The 17043-nt window shown below is 71.5% G+C and carries 14 protein-coding genes; all 14 read right to left on the bottom strand.

Translation table 11 applies throughout. The annotated features are described in order from the left end of the window. Positions 1 to 17: 17 nt before the first annotated feature. The 14 genes from ATC03_RS09565 to pyrR all read right to left on the bottom strand — a co-directional run bounded on the left by ATC03_RS09565 (position 18) and on the right by pyrR (position 16944). Positions 18 to 1460, bottom strand: coding sequence for an RsmB/NOP family class I SAM-dependent RNA methyltransferase (locus tag ATC03_RS09565; RefSeq protein ID WP_084003407.1), 1443 nt, complete (start codon positions 1458 to 1460; stop codon positions 18 to 20). Further along, positions 1457 to 2392, bottom strand: a complete 936-nt coding sequence (gene fmt / locus ATC03_RS09560; RefSeq protein WP_227820276.1) for a methionyl-tRNA formyltransferase — start codon at positions 2390 to 2392, stop codon at positions 1457 to 1459. Before fmt ends, ATC03_RS09565 begins: the two co-directional genes overlap by 4 nt. Before the next feature lie 141 nt (positions 2393 to 2533). Next, the gene (locus ATC03_RS09555; protein WP_067876103.1) at positions 2534 to 4489 is read right to left on the bottom strand and encodes a primosomal protein N' family DNA-binding protein; all 1956 of its coding nucleotides are present in this window, start codon (positions 4487 to 4489) and stop codon (positions 2534 to 2536) included. Position 4490: 1 nt separating this feature from the next. Beyond that, on the bottom strand, positions 4491 to 5684 hold the full coding sequence (gene metK, locus ATC03_RS09550) for a methionine adenosyltransferase (protein ID WP_067876099.1): 1194 nt from the start codon (positions 5682 to 5684) through the stop codon (positions 4491 to 4493). 64 nt (positions 5685 to 5748) lie between these two features. Beyond that, positions 5749 to 7002: a bifunctional phosphopantothenoylcysteine decarboxylase/phosphopantothenate--cysteine ligase CoaBC gene (gene coaBC / locus ATC03_RS09545; protein WP_067876096.1), complete on the bottom strand. Its 1254-nt coding sequence runs from the start codon at positions 7000 to 7002 to the stop codon at positions 5749 to 5751. 11 nt (positions 7003 to 7013) lie between these two features. Then, on the bottom strand, positions 7014 to 7271 hold the full coding sequence (rpoZ, locus tag ATC03_RS09540) for a DNA-directed RNA polymerase subunit omega (RefSeq protein ID WP_055857586.1): 258 nt from the start codon (positions 7269 to 7271) through the stop codon (positions 7014 to 7016). 65 nt (positions 7272 to 7336) lie between these two features. Beyond that, entirely contained in the window at positions 7337 to 8254 is a 918-nt protein-coding gene (gene gmk / locus ATC03_RS09535; RefSeq protein WP_067881821.1) for a guanylate kinase, read from the bottom strand. Then, positions 8247 to 9125, bottom strand: a complete 879-nt coding sequence (gene pyrF, locus ATC03_RS09530; protein WP_067876093.1) for an orotidine-5'-phosphate decarboxylase — start codon at positions 9123 to 9125, stop codon at positions 8247 to 8249. The genes gmk and pyrF overlap by 8 nt, the downstream gene beginning before the upstream one ends. Beyond that, positions 9122 to 12409, bottom strand: a complete 3288-nt coding sequence (gene carB / locus ATC03_RS09525; protein ID WP_067876090.1) for a carbamoyl-phosphate synthase large subunit — start codon at positions 12407 to 12409, stop codon at positions 9122 to 9124. Before carB ends, pyrF begins: the two co-directional genes overlap by 4 nt. Beyond that, positions 12409 to 13566 carry a glutamine-hydrolyzing carbamoyl-phosphate synthase small subunit gene (gene carA, locus ATC03_RS09520; protein WP_179947910.1) on the bottom strand — a complete coding sequence of 386 codons (1158 nt, stop codon included), beginning with the start codon at positions 13564 to 13566 and terminating at the stop codon, positions 12409 to 12411. The genes carB and carA overlap by 1 nt, the downstream gene beginning before the upstream one ends. After that, positions 13559 to 14116, bottom strand: coding sequence for a PH-like domain-containing protein (locus tag ATC03_RS09515; RefSeq protein WP_067881819.1), 558 nt, complete (start codon positions 14114 to 14116; stop codon positions 13559 to 13561). The genes carA and ATC03_RS09515 overlap by 8 nt, the downstream gene beginning before the upstream one ends. Beyond that, on the bottom strand, positions 14109 to 15449 hold the full coding sequence (locus tag ATC03_RS09510) for a dihydroorotase (protein ID WP_067876084.1): 1341 nt from the start codon (positions 15447 to 15449) through the stop codon (positions 14109 to 14111). The genes ATC03_RS09515 and ATC03_RS09510 overlap by 8 nt, the downstream gene beginning before the upstream one ends. Beyond that, the gene (locus ATC03_RS09505; RefSeq protein WP_067876081.1) at positions 15446 to 16399 is read right to left on the bottom strand and encodes an aspartate carbamoyltransferase catalytic subunit; all 954 of its coding nucleotides are present in this window, start codon (positions 16397 to 16399) and stop codon (positions 15446 to 15448) included. Before ATC03_RS09505 ends, ATC03_RS09510 begins: the two co-directional genes overlap by 4 nt. Next, complete coding sequence (gene pyrR / locus ATC03_RS09500; RefSeq protein ID WP_067881816.1) at positions 16396 to 16944, bottom strand: bifunctional pyr operon transcriptional regulator/uracil phosphoribosyltransferase PyrR; 549 nt, start codon at positions 16942 to 16944, stop codon at positions 16396 to 16398. Before pyrR ends, ATC03_RS09505 begins: the two co-directional genes overlap by 4 nt. Positions 16945 to 17043 lie beyond the last annotated feature (99 nt).

The following is a 17043-nucleotide window of genomic DNA, read 5'->3' as shown; positions in this document are numbered from 1 at the left end:
GCCTCGGCAGGCTGAATTCAGCTGGCAGGCACGCGCCGCACGAGCGCGATGAACATCGCGTCGGTGCCGTGGCGATGCGGCCAGAGCTGCACGGTCGCCTCCCCCGAGGCCAGGTCGAGCGGATGCCGCGACACGGCCTGGACGACGGCCGCGGTGTCGAGCGATTCGGCCTCGTCGCCCCAGCGCGCGAGCGCCGCACCGAGCGAACCGTGGGTCTCGGCCGTGTGCGGCGAGCAGGTCACGTACGCGAGCACGCCGCCGGGCGCGAGCGCGGCGAAGGCCGCGTCGAGCAGCTGGCCCTGCAGGAGCGTGAGCTCGCCGACGTCCTGCGGGCGCTTGCGCCAGCGGGCCTCGGGCCGTCGGCGAAGGGCGCCGAGACCGGTGCACGGTGCGTCGAGCAGGATGCGGTCGAATCCGCCGGGGGCCCCGAACGCGGCCGCATCGAGGTCGCGGCCGTCGCCGCCCCGAACCTCGACGTCGAGCGGCACGCCCGCGATCGCGGAGCGCACGAGGTCGGCGCGCACGGGCACGATCTCGTTGGCCGAGAGCACGGCGCCCCCTGCGAGCGCCTCGGCCGCGAGCACGGCGGTCTTGCCGCCCGGGCCGGAGCAGAGGTCCAACCAGCGCTCCCCCGCCTCCACCGGCCGGGCGCGGCTGAGGGCGAGCGCCGCGAGCTGCGAGCCCTCGTCCTGCACGCGGATGCGGCCGCCGCCCGACTCGACGACCGAGATCGGGTCGTGCGAGGTCGCGCCGATCGGCGAGTAGCGGTCGGGCGCGAATCCGTCGACCTCGAGCAGGGCGGACTCGTCGACGAGCCCCGGCAGCACGGCGAGGTTCACGCGAGGCGACGAGTTGTCGGCCTGCAGGAGCGCCTCGAGCTCGTCGGCGCGGCCCTCGCGGTCGAGGGCGGCGCGAAGTGCGCGCACGACCCATTTCGGATGACTCTCGAGGCGCGCCAGTCGCTCGTCCTCGTTCGACACGCCCTCGGCGACGAGCTCGCGCCAGGCGTCGGCATCCGTGCGCGACACCGTGCGGAGCACCGCGTTGACGAAGCCCGCGGCCTTCGGCGAGACCGAGCGCGCGAGATCGACCTGCTCGTTCACGGCCGCGTGCGTCGGCACGCGGGTCGAGAGCAACTGGTGCGCGCCGAGGCGCAGCACGTCGAGCACGGCCGGGTCGATCGCGTCGGCCGGGCGGTCCGCCGCGAGCTCGATCACGCGGTCGTAGTAGCCCTGCCGGCGAAGGGTGCCGTAGGTCAGCTCGGTCGCCAACGCGGCATCCGCCTGGCTCAGTCTCGCTCGGCGGATGCGCGCGGGGAGCAGCAGGTTGGCGTACGCCTCGTCGAGACGGACGGCCTCGAGCACCTCGTACGCGACGCGTCGCGCCGGCGAGATCTTCGGCTGGCGCGGCGCATCCGGTCGGCGGCGGTCTCCGTGCGCCCGCCCTCGTTGCTCGCTCATTCGGCCACCATCCCGTCTCGTCCGGATCCGCGCCACCAGTCGGCGGCCGCCATGCCCGTGCGGCCGGCGGGCTGCACGCGCCGCACCTCGATCGGCGCGTCGGCCGTGCCGATGAAGAGGCGCCGACCGCTCGCGGCGAGCTCGCCGGGGCGCAGGCTCGTCTCGGGCGGCGAATCCGACGAGGCGGCGAGCTCGAGCAGCTTCAGGCGCTGCCCCTCGATCGTCGTCCACGCGCCGGGTTCGGGCGTGACGCCTCGATATCGTGCGAGCACGGTCGCAGCGGAAGCGGACCAGTTCAGACGCGCATCGTCGATGCCGAGCTTCGGGGCGAACGAGGGCTCGCCGACCTGGGGAGCGGCCGCGGCCGTGCCGTCGGCGATGCCGTCGACCACGCCCGCGAGGAGCTCGGCGCCCGACATGGCGAGTTCGTCGAGCAGCGCGCCCGCCGTGTCGTCGGCCACGATCGTGCGCCGGAGGTCGGCGAAGACGTCGCCCGCGTCGAGCTCCGGCACGAGCCGGAACACCGCGGCACCGGTCTCGGCCTCGCCGGCGATGAGCGCGTGCTGGACGGGCGCTGCGCCGCGCCATGCCGGAAGCAGCGAGAAGTGCAGGTTGATCCAGCCGTGCGGTGGGGTCGAGAGCAGCGGCTCGCGCACGAGCCCGCCATAGGCGACGATCACCCCGAGATCGGGTTCGGATGCCGCGATGCGCGCGGTGGCCTCAGCGTCGAGCCGTGCCGCCTCGACGATCGGCAGCCCGAGCCGCTCGGCCGCCTGGGCCACGGGCGACGGCGTCAACAGCCGCTTGCGTCCGAGCGGGGCCGCCGGACGCGTGACGACCGCGACGATCTCATGCCCGCTCGCGGCGAGTCGTTCGAGCGAGGGAACGGCGGCCGCCGGAGTACCGGCGAAGACGAGTCGGAGCTTCTGCACACTCCATTGTCGCCGACGCGCGGATCCATGCCGGTACGACATCGATCGAGGCCCTTCGATGGCGTGCGCGTCGTCGAACGAGATCGTCGTCGACGTGGATCGAGGCCGAACGATGCCGTGGCCGTCGAAGATCGGTGCGCCTCACGGCACCTCGGGGTCGTCGAACCGCACCCGGAGCACGGCCGGGCGACGCACGGGCCGACCGGCCACCGGTCGACGCCGCTCGGTCGCCACCCGGATCATCTCCGAGCGGAGTTCGTTCGCCACCCGCGCGCCGACACCGTAGTCGAAGCGCACCAGCGCTCGCACGAGGCCGTCGTCGACCGGAACCGGCCCAAGCACGTCGACACCGCCGGCGGACTCGACCGCCGTGATCGCCGCGCCGACGTTCGCCGCGGAGGCGCTGACGCTCGCGACCCGGACCGCCGGCGGGAACCGCAGCGCGCGACGCGAGTCGAGCTCGGTCGACGCCCAATCCCCCTGCCGCCAGGTCGAGAGCGCGGTCGCCAACGCGCCGCCGACGCCCACCAGGAACACGGCGGAACCCGGTGCGACGAGCGCCGCCGCGTTCGACCACCAGCGCAGGCAGTCCTCGGCGACCCTCAACGACTCGCGGAGCAGCATGCGCTCCCCGTCGAGGAGCAGCACCGCACGGTACCCGCCGTCGGCGATCGGCTCGGCACCCCTGGTGGCGATGACGAGGGCCGGCTCGGCGCCGACGCGGAGCACCGGCTTCTCGCCGTCGGAGAGGACCACCCTGGTGTTCGGGAAGGCGCGACCCAACTCGTCGGCCGTGCGGCTCGCACCGATCGTGACGGCTCGCAGTCGCGTCCCCTCGCAAGTCGGACACGCCCAGCCCGCGGCGGTCGTGCCGCACAACGAGCACGCCGCCACTCCGCCGGCCCGCGGCACGGCGAGGCCCCCGCCGCACGCCGCGCACCGCGCCGGCTCGCGGCAGCGGTCGCACGAGAGCGCCGGGGTGTTGCCTGGGCGCCCCACCTGCACGAGCACCGGCCCCGACCGCAACGCCTCCTGCGCCTGACGCCACGCCGCCGTGGGAATGCGCGCCGAGCCCGCCTCGGGGGCGTGCTGCTGCTCGGTCGGGATCACGCGCGGTCGCGCGTGCCCGGCGACCGGGATCTCGTGCATCCACCCGATCTCGACCAGGCGCTGCACCTCGAGGCTGCGCGAGTGGGAGAGCATGAGCAGCGCCGCCCCCGACTGCTCCTGGCGGATCAGCGCAGCGTCCCTCGGATGCACGCCTGGCGACAGCGGCTCGTTCATGAGCGAGTCGCCGTCGTCCCACATCGCGATCAGGCCGAGCCGGCTCGCCGGCGCGTACACGGTCGACCGGTTGCCGATGATCACGCGCGCCGCCTCACCCGTCGCGTCGAGGAACGCGCGGAACCTGGCTCCGCCCGCCTGCCGGGCATCGGTGCGCAGGACGCGGCGCGGATCGACGGTCGCGTGCAGCGCCGCCTCGAGCTGCTCCTGATCGCGATAGTCGGGCACGACGAGCAGCGCGGAACGGTCGGCGGCGAGGGCATGGGCAGCGGCCAGCGCCATCGTGAGCGCCCACGAGCCGACCCAGGCGCCCGAACGCAGGCGCACCGGTCGGGGATCGGCGGCCAGCGACATCCGCTCGCCCGCAGCGATGCCCGACTCGATCCGGCCCGGTGCGGCGCCGTGCACGGCCGCCGGCTCGACGGGCAGCTCGCCCGGATCGGGCTCGGCCGCCGACCACGCCCGCTCGACGCGCACGTACCGCGACGGCACGGCGAGCCGGAGCACGTCGCTCGCGTTGCCCGCTGCACGGTCGGCCGCAGCTCGTGCGAGCGCCCAGACCTCGGGCACGAGGAGGGGAACCTCGGAGACGACGTCCTCGAGGTCGCTCAGCCGCCCCTCGAACTCGCTCGAATCGGCGAGTTCGACGAGCCAGCCGTTCGCGATGCGGCCGCCGGATCGGAGCGGCGCGCGCACACGAACGCCCGGTCGCGCCTGCTCGCGCAGGCGCTCGGGAACCCGGTAGTCGAAGAGCTGGTCGAGCTGTGGCAGCGGGGAGTCGAGCAGCACCCTGGCGACGGAGCCGCCCGCCATGTCAGAGCCCGGCGATGGCGCGCAGGTCGTCGACGCGGTCGAGTCGCTCCCAGGTGAAGTCGGGCAGCTCGCGGCCGAAGTGACCGTACGCCGCCGTCTGCGCGTAGATCGGTCGCAGCAGGTCGAGATCGCGGATGATCGCCGCGGGGCGGAGATCGAAGACCTCGCGGATGGCGCCGATGATGCGCTCCTCAGGCACGTGCGCCGTGCCGAACGTCTCGACGTAGAGGCCGACAGGTGCCGCCTTGCCGATCGCGTACGCGATCTGCACCTCGAGTCGGTCGGCCAGACCCGCGGCGACCGCGTTCTTCGCGACCCACCGCATGGCGTACGCGGCCGAGCGATCGACCTTCGACGGGTCCTTGCCGCTGAACGCGCCGCCGCCGTGCCGGCTCGCGCCGCCGTACGTGTCGATGATGATCTTGCGGCCCGTGAGGCCGGCGTCGCCCTGGGGGCCGCCGATCTCGAACCGGCCGGTCGGGTTGATCAGCACGTTGAGCTCGGGCCGCGTGAGCTCGACCGTGTCGAGCACGGGGGTGATCACGAGTTCTTCGACCTCGGCACGGAGCTGCTCGGTCGAGACCTTCGGCGAATGCTGCGTGGAGAGCACGACCGTCTCGATCGTGCGCGGCACCTGACCGTCGTATCCGACCGTGACCTGGGTCTTGCCGTCGGGGCGCAGGTAGTCGAGCTCGCCGCGCTTGCGGACCTCGGTCAGGCGCTCGGCGAGACGGTGCGCGATCCAGATCGGCACCGGCATGAGCTGCGGCGTCTCGCGCGTGGCGTAGCCGAACATGATGCCCTGATCGCCGGCGCCCTGCTTGTCGAGCAGGTCCTCGCTCGAGCGTTCGCGCGACTCGAACGCGTCGTCGACGCCCTGCGCGATGTCGGGCGACTGGCCGCCGATCGAGACGGAGACACCGCACGAGCGGCCGTCGAACCAGACGTCCGACGAGTTGTAGCCGATCGAGGTCACCCGCTCGCGCACGATGGCCGGGATCTCGACGTAGCCGGAGGTCGTGACCTCACCCGCGACGTGCACCAGGCCGGTGGTCACCAACGTCTCGACGGCAACCCGGCTGTGCGGGTCGACCGTCAGCAGCGCATCGAGGATCGAGTCCGAGACCTGGTCGCAGATCTTGTCGGGGTGCCCCTCGGTGACGGACTCGGAGGTGAACAGGCGAAGCTGCGGCATGGTCGCGGTTCTACTTTCGTCGATGGTGTGAAGACTCGTCGGGCATGACCGCAGTCTCGTGCGGTCAGCCCGATGCGGGCGAAGGGAGCCCGGACGAACCGGGCGCCCGCAACTCGCGCAGACGAGGCGCGACGACATCGAGGATCTCGTGCGCCACCGACATCTTGCTCCCGACCGCCCGTGCGAGCACACCCTCATTGCCGATGATGACGACGCGGTTGTCGTCGCGGGCGAACCCCTCGGTCCAGCCGACGCGATTGACGACGAGCAGGTCGGCGCCCTTCGCCTCGAGCTTGCCGGCGCCGAGCGCCAGCAGCCGGTCGTCGTCGGCCTCGGTCTCTGCTGCGAAGCCCACGAGGAGCGTGCCGTCGTGCGGCGCATGGCCGAGCCCGGCGAGGATGTCGGGGTTGCGCACGAGCTCGAGCGTGAGCCCGTCATCACCGGGTTGCTTCTTGATCTTGGACTCGCTGACCGCCGCGGGCCGGTAGTCGGCCACGGCCGCCGCCATCACGACGAGGTCGGCACCGGCGGCAGCCTCGGTCACGGCGGCCTGCAGTTCGAGTGCGGTCGAGACCTCGCGGAGGTCGCAGCCGCCGGGCGAGGCGACCTCGAGGTTCGCGGCGACGAGCGTCACGTGCGCGCCGCGGGCACGCGCGGCCTCGGCGATCGCGACGCCCTGCTTGCCGCTCGACCGGTTGCCGAGGAACCGGACGGGGTCGAGCGGCTCGCGCGTGCCGCCGGCCGTGACGACCACGCGTCGCCCGGCGAGATCACGGCGGGCGGATGCCTCGGCGCGCGCGAGTGCGGCGGCGACGATGACGTCGGGCTCCTCCATGCGGCCGGGGCCGCTGTCGCTGCCGGTGAGCTGACCGACCGCCGGGCCGACCACGGTGACCCCGCGCTCACGGAGCGTCGCGACGTTCGCGACCGTCGCGGGGTTCAGCCACATCTCGGTGTGCATCGCCGGGGCGATCACGATCGGTGCCTCGCTCGCGAGCACCGTGTTGCCGAGCAGGTCGTCGGCGAGGCCCGCGGCGAGCTTCGCGATCGAGTTGGCCGTGGCCGGGGCGATCACGATCAGATCGGCCGCCTGGCCGATGGCGACGTGCCGCACCTCGGCGACACCCTCGTACAGGTCGGTGTGAACCGGGTTGCGCGAGATCGCCTCGAGGGTGGGTCGACCGACGAAGCGCAGCGCGCCCGCGGTCGGCACCACGTGCACGTCATGCCCGGCGAGCACGAGCGATCGGACGACGCCGACCGCCTTGTACGCCGCGATGCCGCCCGTGATGCCGACGACGATGTTGAGTCGCGACATCCGTGCCGTGCTTACTCGCCGAGGGGGCGGAGCACCAGCTTGTCTTCGTTGATCTCGTGCATCGCCACCGAGAGGGGCTTGTCGTCGATCGACGAGTCGACCAGCGGGCCGACGTTGTCGAACAGGCTGCCCTCGTGGAGGTCGGCGTAGTAGTCGTTGATCTGACGCGCGCGCTTGGACGCGAAGATCACGAGCTGGTACTTCGAGTCGACCTTCGACAGCAGGTCGTCGATGGGCGGGTCGATGATGCCGGACAGCTTCTCAGCCATGGAGATACTCCTTCGAAACGAACATGCGCACCTCGCGTGCGCCGGAAAATCGTGACCCGGGCAGCTCAACGCCGCCCTGAACGGGGCCGCATCAAGTCTACGACCTTTTGCGCGGCCTCGGGCACGTCGTGATTGACGACCTGGTGATCGAACTCGTCGACCGCCGCGAGCTCGACCTTCGCGGTCTCGAGTCGGCGCTGCTGCTCGGCCGGGGACTCGGTGCCGCGGCCGACGAGTCGGCGCACCAGTTCGTCCCAGGTCGGGGGGAGCAGGAACACGAGCGTCGCCTCGGGCATGGCCCGTCGAACCGACCGCGCACCCTGGATGTCGATCTCGAGCAGCACGCTGTCGCCCGCCGCGATCGCCTGCTCGACGGGCCCGCGCGGCGTGCCGTAGCGGTACGCGTTGTGCACGGTGGCCCACTCGAGCAGCTCGCCCGCCTCGACCATGCGATCGAACTCGGCGTCGTCGACGAAGAAGTAGCTCTCCCCCTCGACCTCGCCCGGCCGCGGGGCGCGCGTGGTCGCCGACACCGACAGCTTGACGTCGGGGTGGTGGCGGCGGATGTACGACGCGACCGTGCCCTTGCCGACGGCCGTCGGTCCGGCCAGCACCACGAGCCGATCGCCCGTGCCGCCGTGCGAGGCGACCCACGAGGCGACGAACTCCCGCAGGCGCCGACGCTGGAGCCGGCCGAGGCCGCCCAGACGCTTGGCCGTCGAGATCTCGAGCTCCTCGAGGATCCTGGCGCACTTCGTGACGCCGATCGCCGGGATCGAGGTCAGGAACTCGGTCACCCGGAGGCGGCCCTCGGCCGATTCCGCCTCGGCGAAGGCGACGCGAAGCACGTCGAGCGGGCTCCGCGAGCCCGCGGCGATCTCGGCCTTCACGCTCGCACGGGCACGCCTCGCCGCGACCGCCGCGCGGGATGCGGCGACGCGGTCGACCTCGGGCGGGGTGGCTCTCGTGTTCTGCTCAGGCACCGGCGGCTCCGTACTCGTCGGCACGGCGCGCGATCGCATCGGCGAGCCCGTCGGGTCCGGCGGAGAGCAGCGACCGCGATTCGTTCGCGATGACGCCGGCGGCGTAGCCGCCGAATCGCACGCGCAGGTCGCCGGGCTCCGCGCCCTGGTGTCCGAAGCCCGGTGCGAGCACCGCGAGTCCGGGTCTCGGCGGTTCGACATCGGTCGGGATCCCGGTCGCGCGCAGGTCGGTGGTCGCGCCGAACACGACGCCGACGGAGCCGAACGAGTTCGATGCGGCATCCGGTCGGCCCTGGTTCCAGCCGATGACGCCCTGCGTGATCGCAGCGGCGACGGTGTGACCGGCCCGGCTCGACTGCTGCAGCACGGCGCGCTGGATCGCGGCGGCCTCGGGGTTCGAGGTCGCGGCGAGCACGAAGAGCCCCTTGCCCGCGGTCTCGGCCGCGACCATGACCTGCTCGATCGAACCGAGACCCTGGTACGCGCTGATCGTCATGGCGTCGGCTTCGAGGCTCGAGCCGGGGCGGAGCCAGGACTCGCCGTACGCCTCGACCGTCGTGCCGATGTCGCCTCGCTTCACGTCGGCGATGACCAGCAGGCCGGCTTCGCGCGCCTCGGCGAGCAGGCGCTCGAGCACCGCGTAGCCCGCGGCGCCGTGGCGCTCGAAGAACGCGATCTGGGGCTTCAGGATGCCGACGCGATCCGCTGCGGCCTCGATGACCCGCAGGCCGAACTCGCGGAGTCCCTCGGCCGAGTCGGGCTGACCCCACCGCTCGAGGAGCGAGGCGTGAGGGTCGAGCCCGACGCACAGCCGGCCGTAGGCGGCGAAGACGGAGGCGAGGCGTTCGCCGAAGGGGATGCGCTCGCTCATGCCGATGCCTCGCGACGGATCGCGTACTCCTGCAGGCTCGTCACCTCGAAGGCCTGGCCGCCCTCGTCGATGGACGCGACCGCCGCCGAGAGCTCCGCGATGGTCGTGAACAGCGGCACGTCGGCCGAGACGGCCGCAGCGCGGATCTCGTAGCCGTCGGCGCGCGCCGAGCGGCCGCTCGGCGTGTTCACGACGACGTCGACCTCGCCGCGGTGGATCAGCTCGACCACCGAGGTGGCGTCGCCGTCGGTCTTCTCGCTGTACTTCAGCACCTCGCGTGCGGCGATGCCGTTGCGGCGAAGCACCTCGGCCGTGCCCTCGGTCGCGGCGATCTCGAAGCCGAGCTGCTTCAGGCGCAGGATCGGCAGGATGATCGAGCGCTTGTCGCGGTCGGAGACCGACACGAAGACCGTGCCGCCGGTCGGCATGCCGCCGTACGCGGCGAGCTGGCTCTTCGCGAACGCCCGCGGGAAGTCGCGGTCGATGCCCATGACCTCGCCGGTCGAGCGCATCTCGGGGCCGAGCACCGAGTCGACGATGAGCCCTTCCTTGGTGCGGAAGCGGTGGAAGGGCAGCACGGCCTCCTTGACGGCGACGGGCGCGTCGAGCGGCACGCGCGAGCCGTCGACCGCGGGCAGCATGCCCTCGGCGATGAGCTCCGCGACCGTCGCACCGACCATGATGCGCGACGCGGCCTTCGCGAGCGGAATGCCGAGGGCCTTGGAGACGAACGGCACGGTGCGGCTCGCGCGCGGGTTCGCCTCGAGCACGTAGAGCACCCCGGCGCCGATCGCGAACTGCACGTTGAGCAGGCCCTTCACGCCGATGCCCTCGGCGATCGAACGCGTCGCCTCGCGCACCCGGTCGATCTCGGCGCGGCCGAGCGTGACAGGGGGCAGGGTGCAGCTCGAGTCGCCGGAGTGGATGCCGGCCTCCTCGATGTGCTCCATGACGCCGCCGATGTAGAGGTCCGTGCCGTCGTACAGTGCGTCGACGTCGATCTCGATCGCGTCGTCGAGGAAGCGGTCGACGAGCAGCGGATGCGTCGGGCCGACGATGCCCTGACCTTCGATGCGCGCGAAGTAGTCGGCGAGCGAGGGCGAGTCGTAGATGATCTCCATGCCGCGGCCGCCGAGCACGTAGCTCGGGCGCACGAGGACGGGGTATCCGATCTCCTCGGCGACCTGGACGGCGCCGTTGAGCTCGATCGCGGTGCCGTTGCGCGGCGCGAGCAGACCGGCCGTCTCGAGGATCCCGGCGAACAGCCCGCGCTCCTCGGCGAGGTCGATCGCGTCGGGCGTCGTGCCGAGGATGGGCACGCCGGCCGCCTCGAGACCCTTGGCGAGACCGAGTGCGGTCTGGCCGCCGAGCTGCACGACGACGCCGACGAGCTCGCCCGACTGCGACTCGGCGTGGATGACCTCGAGCACGTCCTCGAGCGTGAGCGGCTCGAAGTAGAGCCGGTCGCTCGTGTCGTAGTCGGTCGAGACGGTCTCGGGGTTGCAGTTGATCATGACGGTCTCGAAGCCGGCATCCGACAGCGCGAACGAGGCGTGCACGCAGGAGTAGTCGAACTCGACGCCCTGGCCGATGCGGTTCGGGCCCGAGCCGAGGATGATGACCTTGCGGCGGTCGGATGGAGCGACCTCGGTCTCGAAGTCGTAGCTCGAGTAGTGGTAGGGCGTGAGCGCCGGGAACTCCCCCGCGCACGTGTCGACCGTCTTGTACACCGGGCGGATGCCGAGGATGTGGCGCACCTCGCGCGCGTCGGCCTCGCCGAAGCCGCGGAGCTGCCCGATCTGCGCGTCGGAGAACCCGTGGTCCTTCGCCAGCAGCAGCAGGTCGGTGTCGAGGTTCTCGGCGGCGGCGACCTGGTCGGCGACCTCGTTGATCAGCACGATCTGGTCGAGGAACCACGGGTCGATCTTCGTCGCGTCGAACGCCTGCTCGATCGTGGCGCCCTTGCGGAGCGCCTGCTGCACGAGCACGATGCGGCCGTCGGTCGGCGTGCTCGACTCCTCGAGGAGCTCGTCGACGGTGCGGAGCTCCTCGCCCCAGTGGAACGACGAACCGCGCTTCTCGAGCGACCGGAGCGCCTTCTGCAGCGCGGTCGCGTAGTTGCGGCCGATGGCCATGGCCTCGCCGACCGACTTCATGGTGGTCGTGAGCGTGGGGTCGGCGGCCGGGAACTTCTCGAACGCGAACCGGGGCACCTTGACGACGACGTAGTCGAGCGTGGGCTCGAAGCTCGCCGGAGTCACCTTGGTGATGTCGTTCGGAATCTCGTCGAGCCGGTAGCCGATGGCGAGCTTCGCCGCGATCTTCGCGATCGGGAATCCGGTCGCCTTCGACGCGAGCGCCGACGAACGCGACACGCGCGGGTTCATCTCGATCACGATGATGCGGCCGTCGGCCGGGTCGATCGCGAACTGGATGTTGCAGCCGCCGGTGTCGACGCCGACCCGACGGATGATGTCGATGCCGATGTCGCGCAGGTTCTGGTACTCGCGGTCGGTGAGCGTCAGCGCGGGTGCGACGGTGATGGAGTCGCCGGTGTGCACGCCGACCGGGTCGACGTTCTCGATGGAGCAGACGACGACCGTGTTGTCGGCCGTGTCGCGCATGAGCTCGAGCTCGTACTCCTTCCAGCCGAGGATCGACTCCTCGAGGAGCACCTCGGTCGTGGGCGAGTCGTGGAGGCCCTGCGTGACGATGCGCACGAGGTCCTCCTCGGTGTACGCGAAGCCCGAGCCGAGGCCGCCCATGGTGAACGAGGGACGCACCACGAGGGGGTAGCCCAGATCTTCGGCGAACACCTTCGCATCGTCGAGGGTCTTGGCCACGTGCGAGCGGGCGACGCCCGCGCCGGCCTCGATCACGAGGTCCTTGAAGAGCTGGCGGTCTTCACCCTTGCGGATGGCCTCGACCTTCGCGCCGATGAGCTCGACGCCGTGCTTGGCGAGGATGCCGGCCTCTTCGAGGGCGATGGCCGCGTTCAGCGCCGTCTGGCCGCCGAGCGTCGGCAGCACGGCGTCGGGCCGCTCCTTGATGATGATCGACTCGATGATCTCGGTCGTGATCGGCTCGATGTACGTCGCGTCGGCGAAGTCGGGATCGGTCATGATCGTGGCCGGGTTCGGGTTCACGAGGATGACGCGCACCCCCTCGGCGCGGAGCACTCGGCACGCCTGGGTGCCCGAGTAGTCGAACTCGGCTGCCTGTCCGATGACGATCGGACCGGATCCGATGACGAGGACGCTGTTGATGTCGTCGCGCTTGGGCATCAGGCCTGGTTCTCCTTGCTCGCGATGACCATGTCGCGGAACCGGTCGAAGAGATAGTTGGCGTCGCGCGGGCCGGCCGCGGACTCCGGGTGGTACTGCACCGAGAAGGCGGGGATGTCGAGGCAGTTCAGGCCCTCGACGACGTTGTCGTTGAGGTCGACGTGGCTGACCTCGACCCGGCCGAAGCCCTCGCTCGAGTCGCTGATGCGGTCGATCGGGGCGTCGACGGCGAAGCCGTGATTGTGCGCGGTGATCTCGACTCGGCCGGTGGCCCGGTCGATCACGGGCTGGTTGATGCCGCGGTGACCGAACGGCAGCTTGTACGTGCCGTAGCCGAGTGCGCGGCCGAGGAGCTGGTTGCCGAAGCAGATGCCGAAGTACGGCACGCCGGCGCGCAGCGCGCTGCGCAGGATCTCGACGTGACGGTCGGATGCCGCGGGGTCGCCGGGACCGTTCGAGAAGAAGAGCGCGTCGGGCTCGAGTGCGAGCACCTCCTCGGCGGTGACGGTCTGCGGCACGACGTGGACGTCGAATCCGCGCTCGGCGAGGAAGTTCAGCGTGGACGTCTTGACGCCGAGGTCGAGCACCGCGACGGTGCCGACGCGCTCGCCGGTCGCCGGGAGCTGGTACGCCTCGGTCGTCGAGACGTCGCCCGAGAGGTTGCGGCCGCTCATCTCGGCGGCCGTCTGCACGAGCTCGAGCTGCTCGCCGTGGGAGAGGGCGAAGTCCTCGCCCGAGAACACGCCGGCGCGCATGGAACCCGCCGAACGCAGGTGGCGGGTCAGCGCGCGCGTGTCGATGCCGCTGATGCCGACGACGCCCGCCGAGGCGAGGTCGTCGTCGAGGCTCCGCTGCGATCGGAAGTTCGAGACGACTCGGGAGGGGTCGCGCACGATGAAGCCGGCGACCCAGATGCGGGCGGACTCCATGTCCTCGTCGTTCATGCCGGTGTTGCCGATGTGCGGCGCGGTCATCATGACGATCTGGCCCGCGTACGACGGGTCGGTCAGCGTCTCCTGGTAGCCGGTCATGCCGGTCGCGAAGACGGCTTCGCCGAGGGTGCGTCCGCGGGCGCCGTAGGCTCGGCCCTCGTAGCGGGTGCCGTCCTCGAGCACGAGCACTGCCGGCTCGTGAAGGCGGGTGGTGGTCTCAGTCATCCGAGGCCTCGCTCTCATGGTGGGGCTGCATCACGGTGCGTGCTGCAGCGATGTCGTTGACGGCGGCGATGATGCGCGCCGAGTCGCCCGGGTGACGGGCACGGAGGTAGCTGTCGACGTAGGGGGCGACCTGTTCGGGCTCGGCATCGTGGAGCGCCACGATCCAGCTGAGCGCGACGAGGCCACCCGGCTCGACGCCGCGGTCGATGGCGTACGTCGCCTCGCCTGCGGACACGAGTCGATCGGAGGGGAGGAACGAGGGCTGCTCGCCCGCGATGCGGAGCACGACGCCCTCGGCGAAGACCTCGACGCGCCCCGACCCCCGGAAGGCGAGGCCCTGCACGGCGAGGCGCTCGAGCGGCGAGCCGATCGGGGTCGTGGCGACGTAGAGCACCTCGGTCTCGAGGATCGGTTCGCCCTCGAGTCCGGGCAGCGGGTACGCCGACAGGGTCGCGTCGCGCGTCTCGCGCTTGCGCCATGCGCGGTACGCGAGCCAGAGGAGGCCCGCGACGACCACGAGCGCGACGATCGCGCCGACCCACTTATCCACGGGCACCTCCGACGACGGCTGCGCGACGTGCGATCTCGTCGGCTGGCAGCACGACGCCGTCGAGCAGCGTCGCGTAGCCCGCGTGGAAGGTCGCGACGACGCGGCCGGGCAGCGAACGGCCGAGGTAGGGCGAGTTGATGCTGCGGCCCGCGAGCCGATCGAGTGCGAACTCGGATGCCGCGGCGGGGTCGTAGAGCGTCACCTCGGGTGCTGCGCCCGCCACGATGCCCTCGCCCTGTCCGGCGAGGCGGCCGATGCGGGCGGGGGTCGAGGAGAGCACGCGGGCGACGTCGGACCAGTCGAGCAGGCCGTTCTCGACGACCGAGGCGTGCACGACCGAGAGGGCGGACTCGAGGCCGACCATGCCGTTCGCCGCGGCATCCCACTCGCTCTGCTTCGCCTCGATGGGGTGCGGGGCGTGGTCGGTCGCGACGATGTCGATGGTGCCGTCGGCGAGTGCGGCGCGCAGCGCTTCGACGTCTTCGGCCCGACGCAGAGGCGGATTCACCTTGTAGCGCGGGTCGTAGCTCGCCACGAGATCCTCGGTGAGGAGCAGGTGGTGCGGCGTGACCTCGGCCGTGACGTCGATGCCGCGGGCCTTCGCCCAGCGGATGACCTCGACCGACCCGGCGGTCGAGACGTGGCAGACGTGCAGGCGGCTGCCGACGTGCTCGGCGAGCAGCACGTCGCGCGCGATGATCGACTCCTCGGCCACGGCAGGCCAGCCGGCGAGTCCGAGCTCGCCCGAGAGCGCACCCTCGTTCATCTGCGCGCCCTGCGTGAGCCGCGGCTCCTGCGCGTGCTGCGCGACGACGCCGTCGAAGGCCTTGACGTACTCGAGGGCGCGACGCATCAGCAGCGGGTCGAAGACGCAGAACCCGTCGTCGCTGAAGACGCGCACGTTGGCCCGCGACCGGGCCATCGCGCCGAGCTCGGCGAGCTGCTCGCCCTCGAGCCCGACCGTGACGGCGCCGATCGGCTGCACCGTGGCGTAGCCGGCGGCGGTGCCGAGGCTCGCGACCTGCTCGACCACACCGGCCGTGTCGGCCACGGGCGAGGTGTTGGCCATCGCGAAGACCGCCGTGAAGCCGCCGGCGGCGGCCGCCTGCGTGCCCGTGAGCACCGTCTCGCTCTGCTCGTACCCGGGCTCGCGCAGATGGGTGTGCAGGTCGACCAGACCCGGCAGCGCGATCAGGCCGTCGGCGTCGACGATCGTCGCGCCCGCGGCATCCGTAAGGCGACCGACCTCGGTGATGCGACCGTCGGCGATGCGGATGTCGGCGCGCTCGCCCGACGCGAGCGTCGCGCCCGTGATGAGGAACGACTCGGTCATCGCAGCTCACCTCGCTCGCCCGAAAGCAGCAGATACAGGGCGGCCATTCTCACTGATACTCCGTTCGCGACCTGCTCCCTGACCGTGGACTGCGCAGAGTCCGCCGCGAGGGCGGAGATCTCCAGCCCTCGGTTCATCGGCCCGGGATGCATGACCATCGTAGTCGTGGGCAACTGGGAGAACCTGGCATCGTCGAGACCCCAGGTCCGTGCGTATTCGCGACTGTTCGGGAAGAACGAGCCGTGCATGCGCTCCGCCTGGATGCGGAGCATCATGACCACGTCGGGCTTCGTCGCGAGCGCCTCGTCGAGGTCGAAGGCGACGGATGCCGGCCAGCCGGCCATATCGACGGGCACGAGCGTCGGCGGCGCGACGAGCGTGACCTCGGCGCCGAGCGTGGAGAGCAGCCAGACGTTCGAGCGTGCGACGCGGGAGTGGAGGATGTCGCCCACGATCACCACGCGCACGCCGTCGAGGCCCTTGCCCCGGCTCGCAGCGCCATGCAGGCGGCTGCGCATCGTGAACGCGTCGAGCAGCGCCTGCGTGGGGTGCTCGTGCGTGCCGTCGCCCGCGTTGACGACGCCCGCATCGATCCAGCCGCTCGTGGCGAGCGTGTACGGCGCGCCGGATGCCGGGTGCCGGATCACGACGCCGTCGGCGCCCATGGCCTGCAGGGTCTGCGCGGTGTCCTTCAGGCTCTCGCCCTTCGACACGCTCGAACCCTTGGCGCTGAAGTTGATGACGTCGGCCGAGAGACGCTTCGCCGCGGCCTCGAACGAGATGCGCGTGCGCGTGGAGTCCTCGAAGAAGAGGTTGACCACGGTCTTGCCGCGCAGGGTCGGGAGCTTCTTCACCTCGCGGTGCTGCACGGCCGCCATGTCCTCGGCGATGTCGAGCAGCGCGATCGCCTCGTCGCGGGAGAGCGAGCGGGTGCTGAGCAGGTGCCTCATTCGGCGCCTCCCTCGATCGTGACGTGGTCGTCGCCGCCGTCGACCTCGGTGAGCCGCACGTTGATGCGCTCGCTCGCGGCGCTCGGCAGGTTCTTGCCGACGAAGTCGGCGCGGATGGGGAAGTCGCGGTGGCCGCGGTCGACGAGCACGGCGAGTCGCACGGCGCGCGCCCGACCGAGGTCGCTCAGGGCGTCGAAGGCCGAGCGGATGGTGCGGCCGGAGTAGAGCACGTCGTCGACGAGCACGACGGTCTTGCCGTCGATGCCGCCGGGCGGCAGTTCGGTGGGCGACGGCATGCGGATGCGGCTGCGGGAGAGGTCGTCGCGATACATGGTCACGTCGAGCGATCCGGCGAGCTGCACCGGAGCAGACGGCTCGATGCGCTGGATCAGTTCGGCGATGCGACGGGCCAGTACGGTGCCACGCGTCGGGATGCCGAGGATGACGAGATCGGTCGCGCCGCGATTGGACTCGAGGATCTCGTGCGCGATGCGGGTCAACGCCCGCGATATGTCAGCGTGATTGAGCACTGTGCGCGCCATCAGACCGACTCCCTTCTCCGCCTCACGGGACGGCCTTAAAGGTTGCCAACTCCCCCAGCCTATCAGCCGCCTGATCAGGCTCGAAACGGCAGGTCGCGCGGA

Source organism: Agromyces aureus, from assembly GCF_001660485.1.
GTDB classification, from domain to species: domain Bacteria; phylum Actinomycetota; class Actinomycetes; order Actinomycetales; family Microbacteriaceae; genus Agromyces; species Agromyces aureus.
The sequence above is the reverse complement of the archived record's forward strand: the minus strand, read 5'-3'. Positions and strand labels throughout refer to the sequence as shown.

Bases quoted from the DNA above. Each gene is read 5' to 3' on its own strand.
- ATC03_RS09565 (WP_084003407.1), bottom strand. From the start codon at position 1,460: ATGAGCGAGCAACGAGGGCGGGCGCACGGAGACCGCCGCCGACCGGAT.
- metK (WP_067876099.1), bottom strand. From the start codon at position 5,684: ATGCCGCAGCTTCGCCTGTTCACCTCCGAGTCCGTCACCGAGGGGCAC.
- ATC03_RS09510 (WP_067876084.1), bottom strand. From the start codon at position 15,449: ATGACCGAGTCGTTCCTCATCACGGGCGCGACGCTCGCGTCGGGCGAG.
- rpoZ (WP_055857586.1), bottom strand. From the start codon at position 7,271: ATGGCTGAGAAGCTGTCCGGCATCATCGACCCGCCCATCGACGACCTG.
- pyrF (WP_067876093.1), bottom strand. From the start codon at position 9,125: ATGAGCGAGCGCATCCCCTTCGGCGAACGCCTCGCCTCCGTCTTCGCC.
- ATC03_RS09555 (WP_067876103.1), bottom strand. From the start codon at position 4,489: ATGGCGGGCGGCTCCGTCGCCAGGGTGCTGCTCGACTCCCCGCTGCCA.
- ATC03_RS09505 (WP_067876081.1), bottom strand. From the start codon at position 16,399: ATGAGGCACCTGCTCAGCACCCGCTCGCTCTCCCGCGACGAGGCGATC.
- coaBC (WP_067876096.1), bottom strand. From the start codon at position 7,002: ATGTCGCGACTCAACATCGTCGTCGGCATCACGGGCGGCATCGCGGCG.
- carA (WP_179947910.1), bottom strand. From the start codon at position 13,566: ATGACTGAGACCACCACCCGCCTTCACGAGCCGGCAGTGCTCGTGCTC.
- carB (WP_067876090.1), bottom strand. From the start codon at position 12,409: ATGCCCAAGCGCGACGACATCAACAGCGTCCTCGTCATCGGATCCGGT.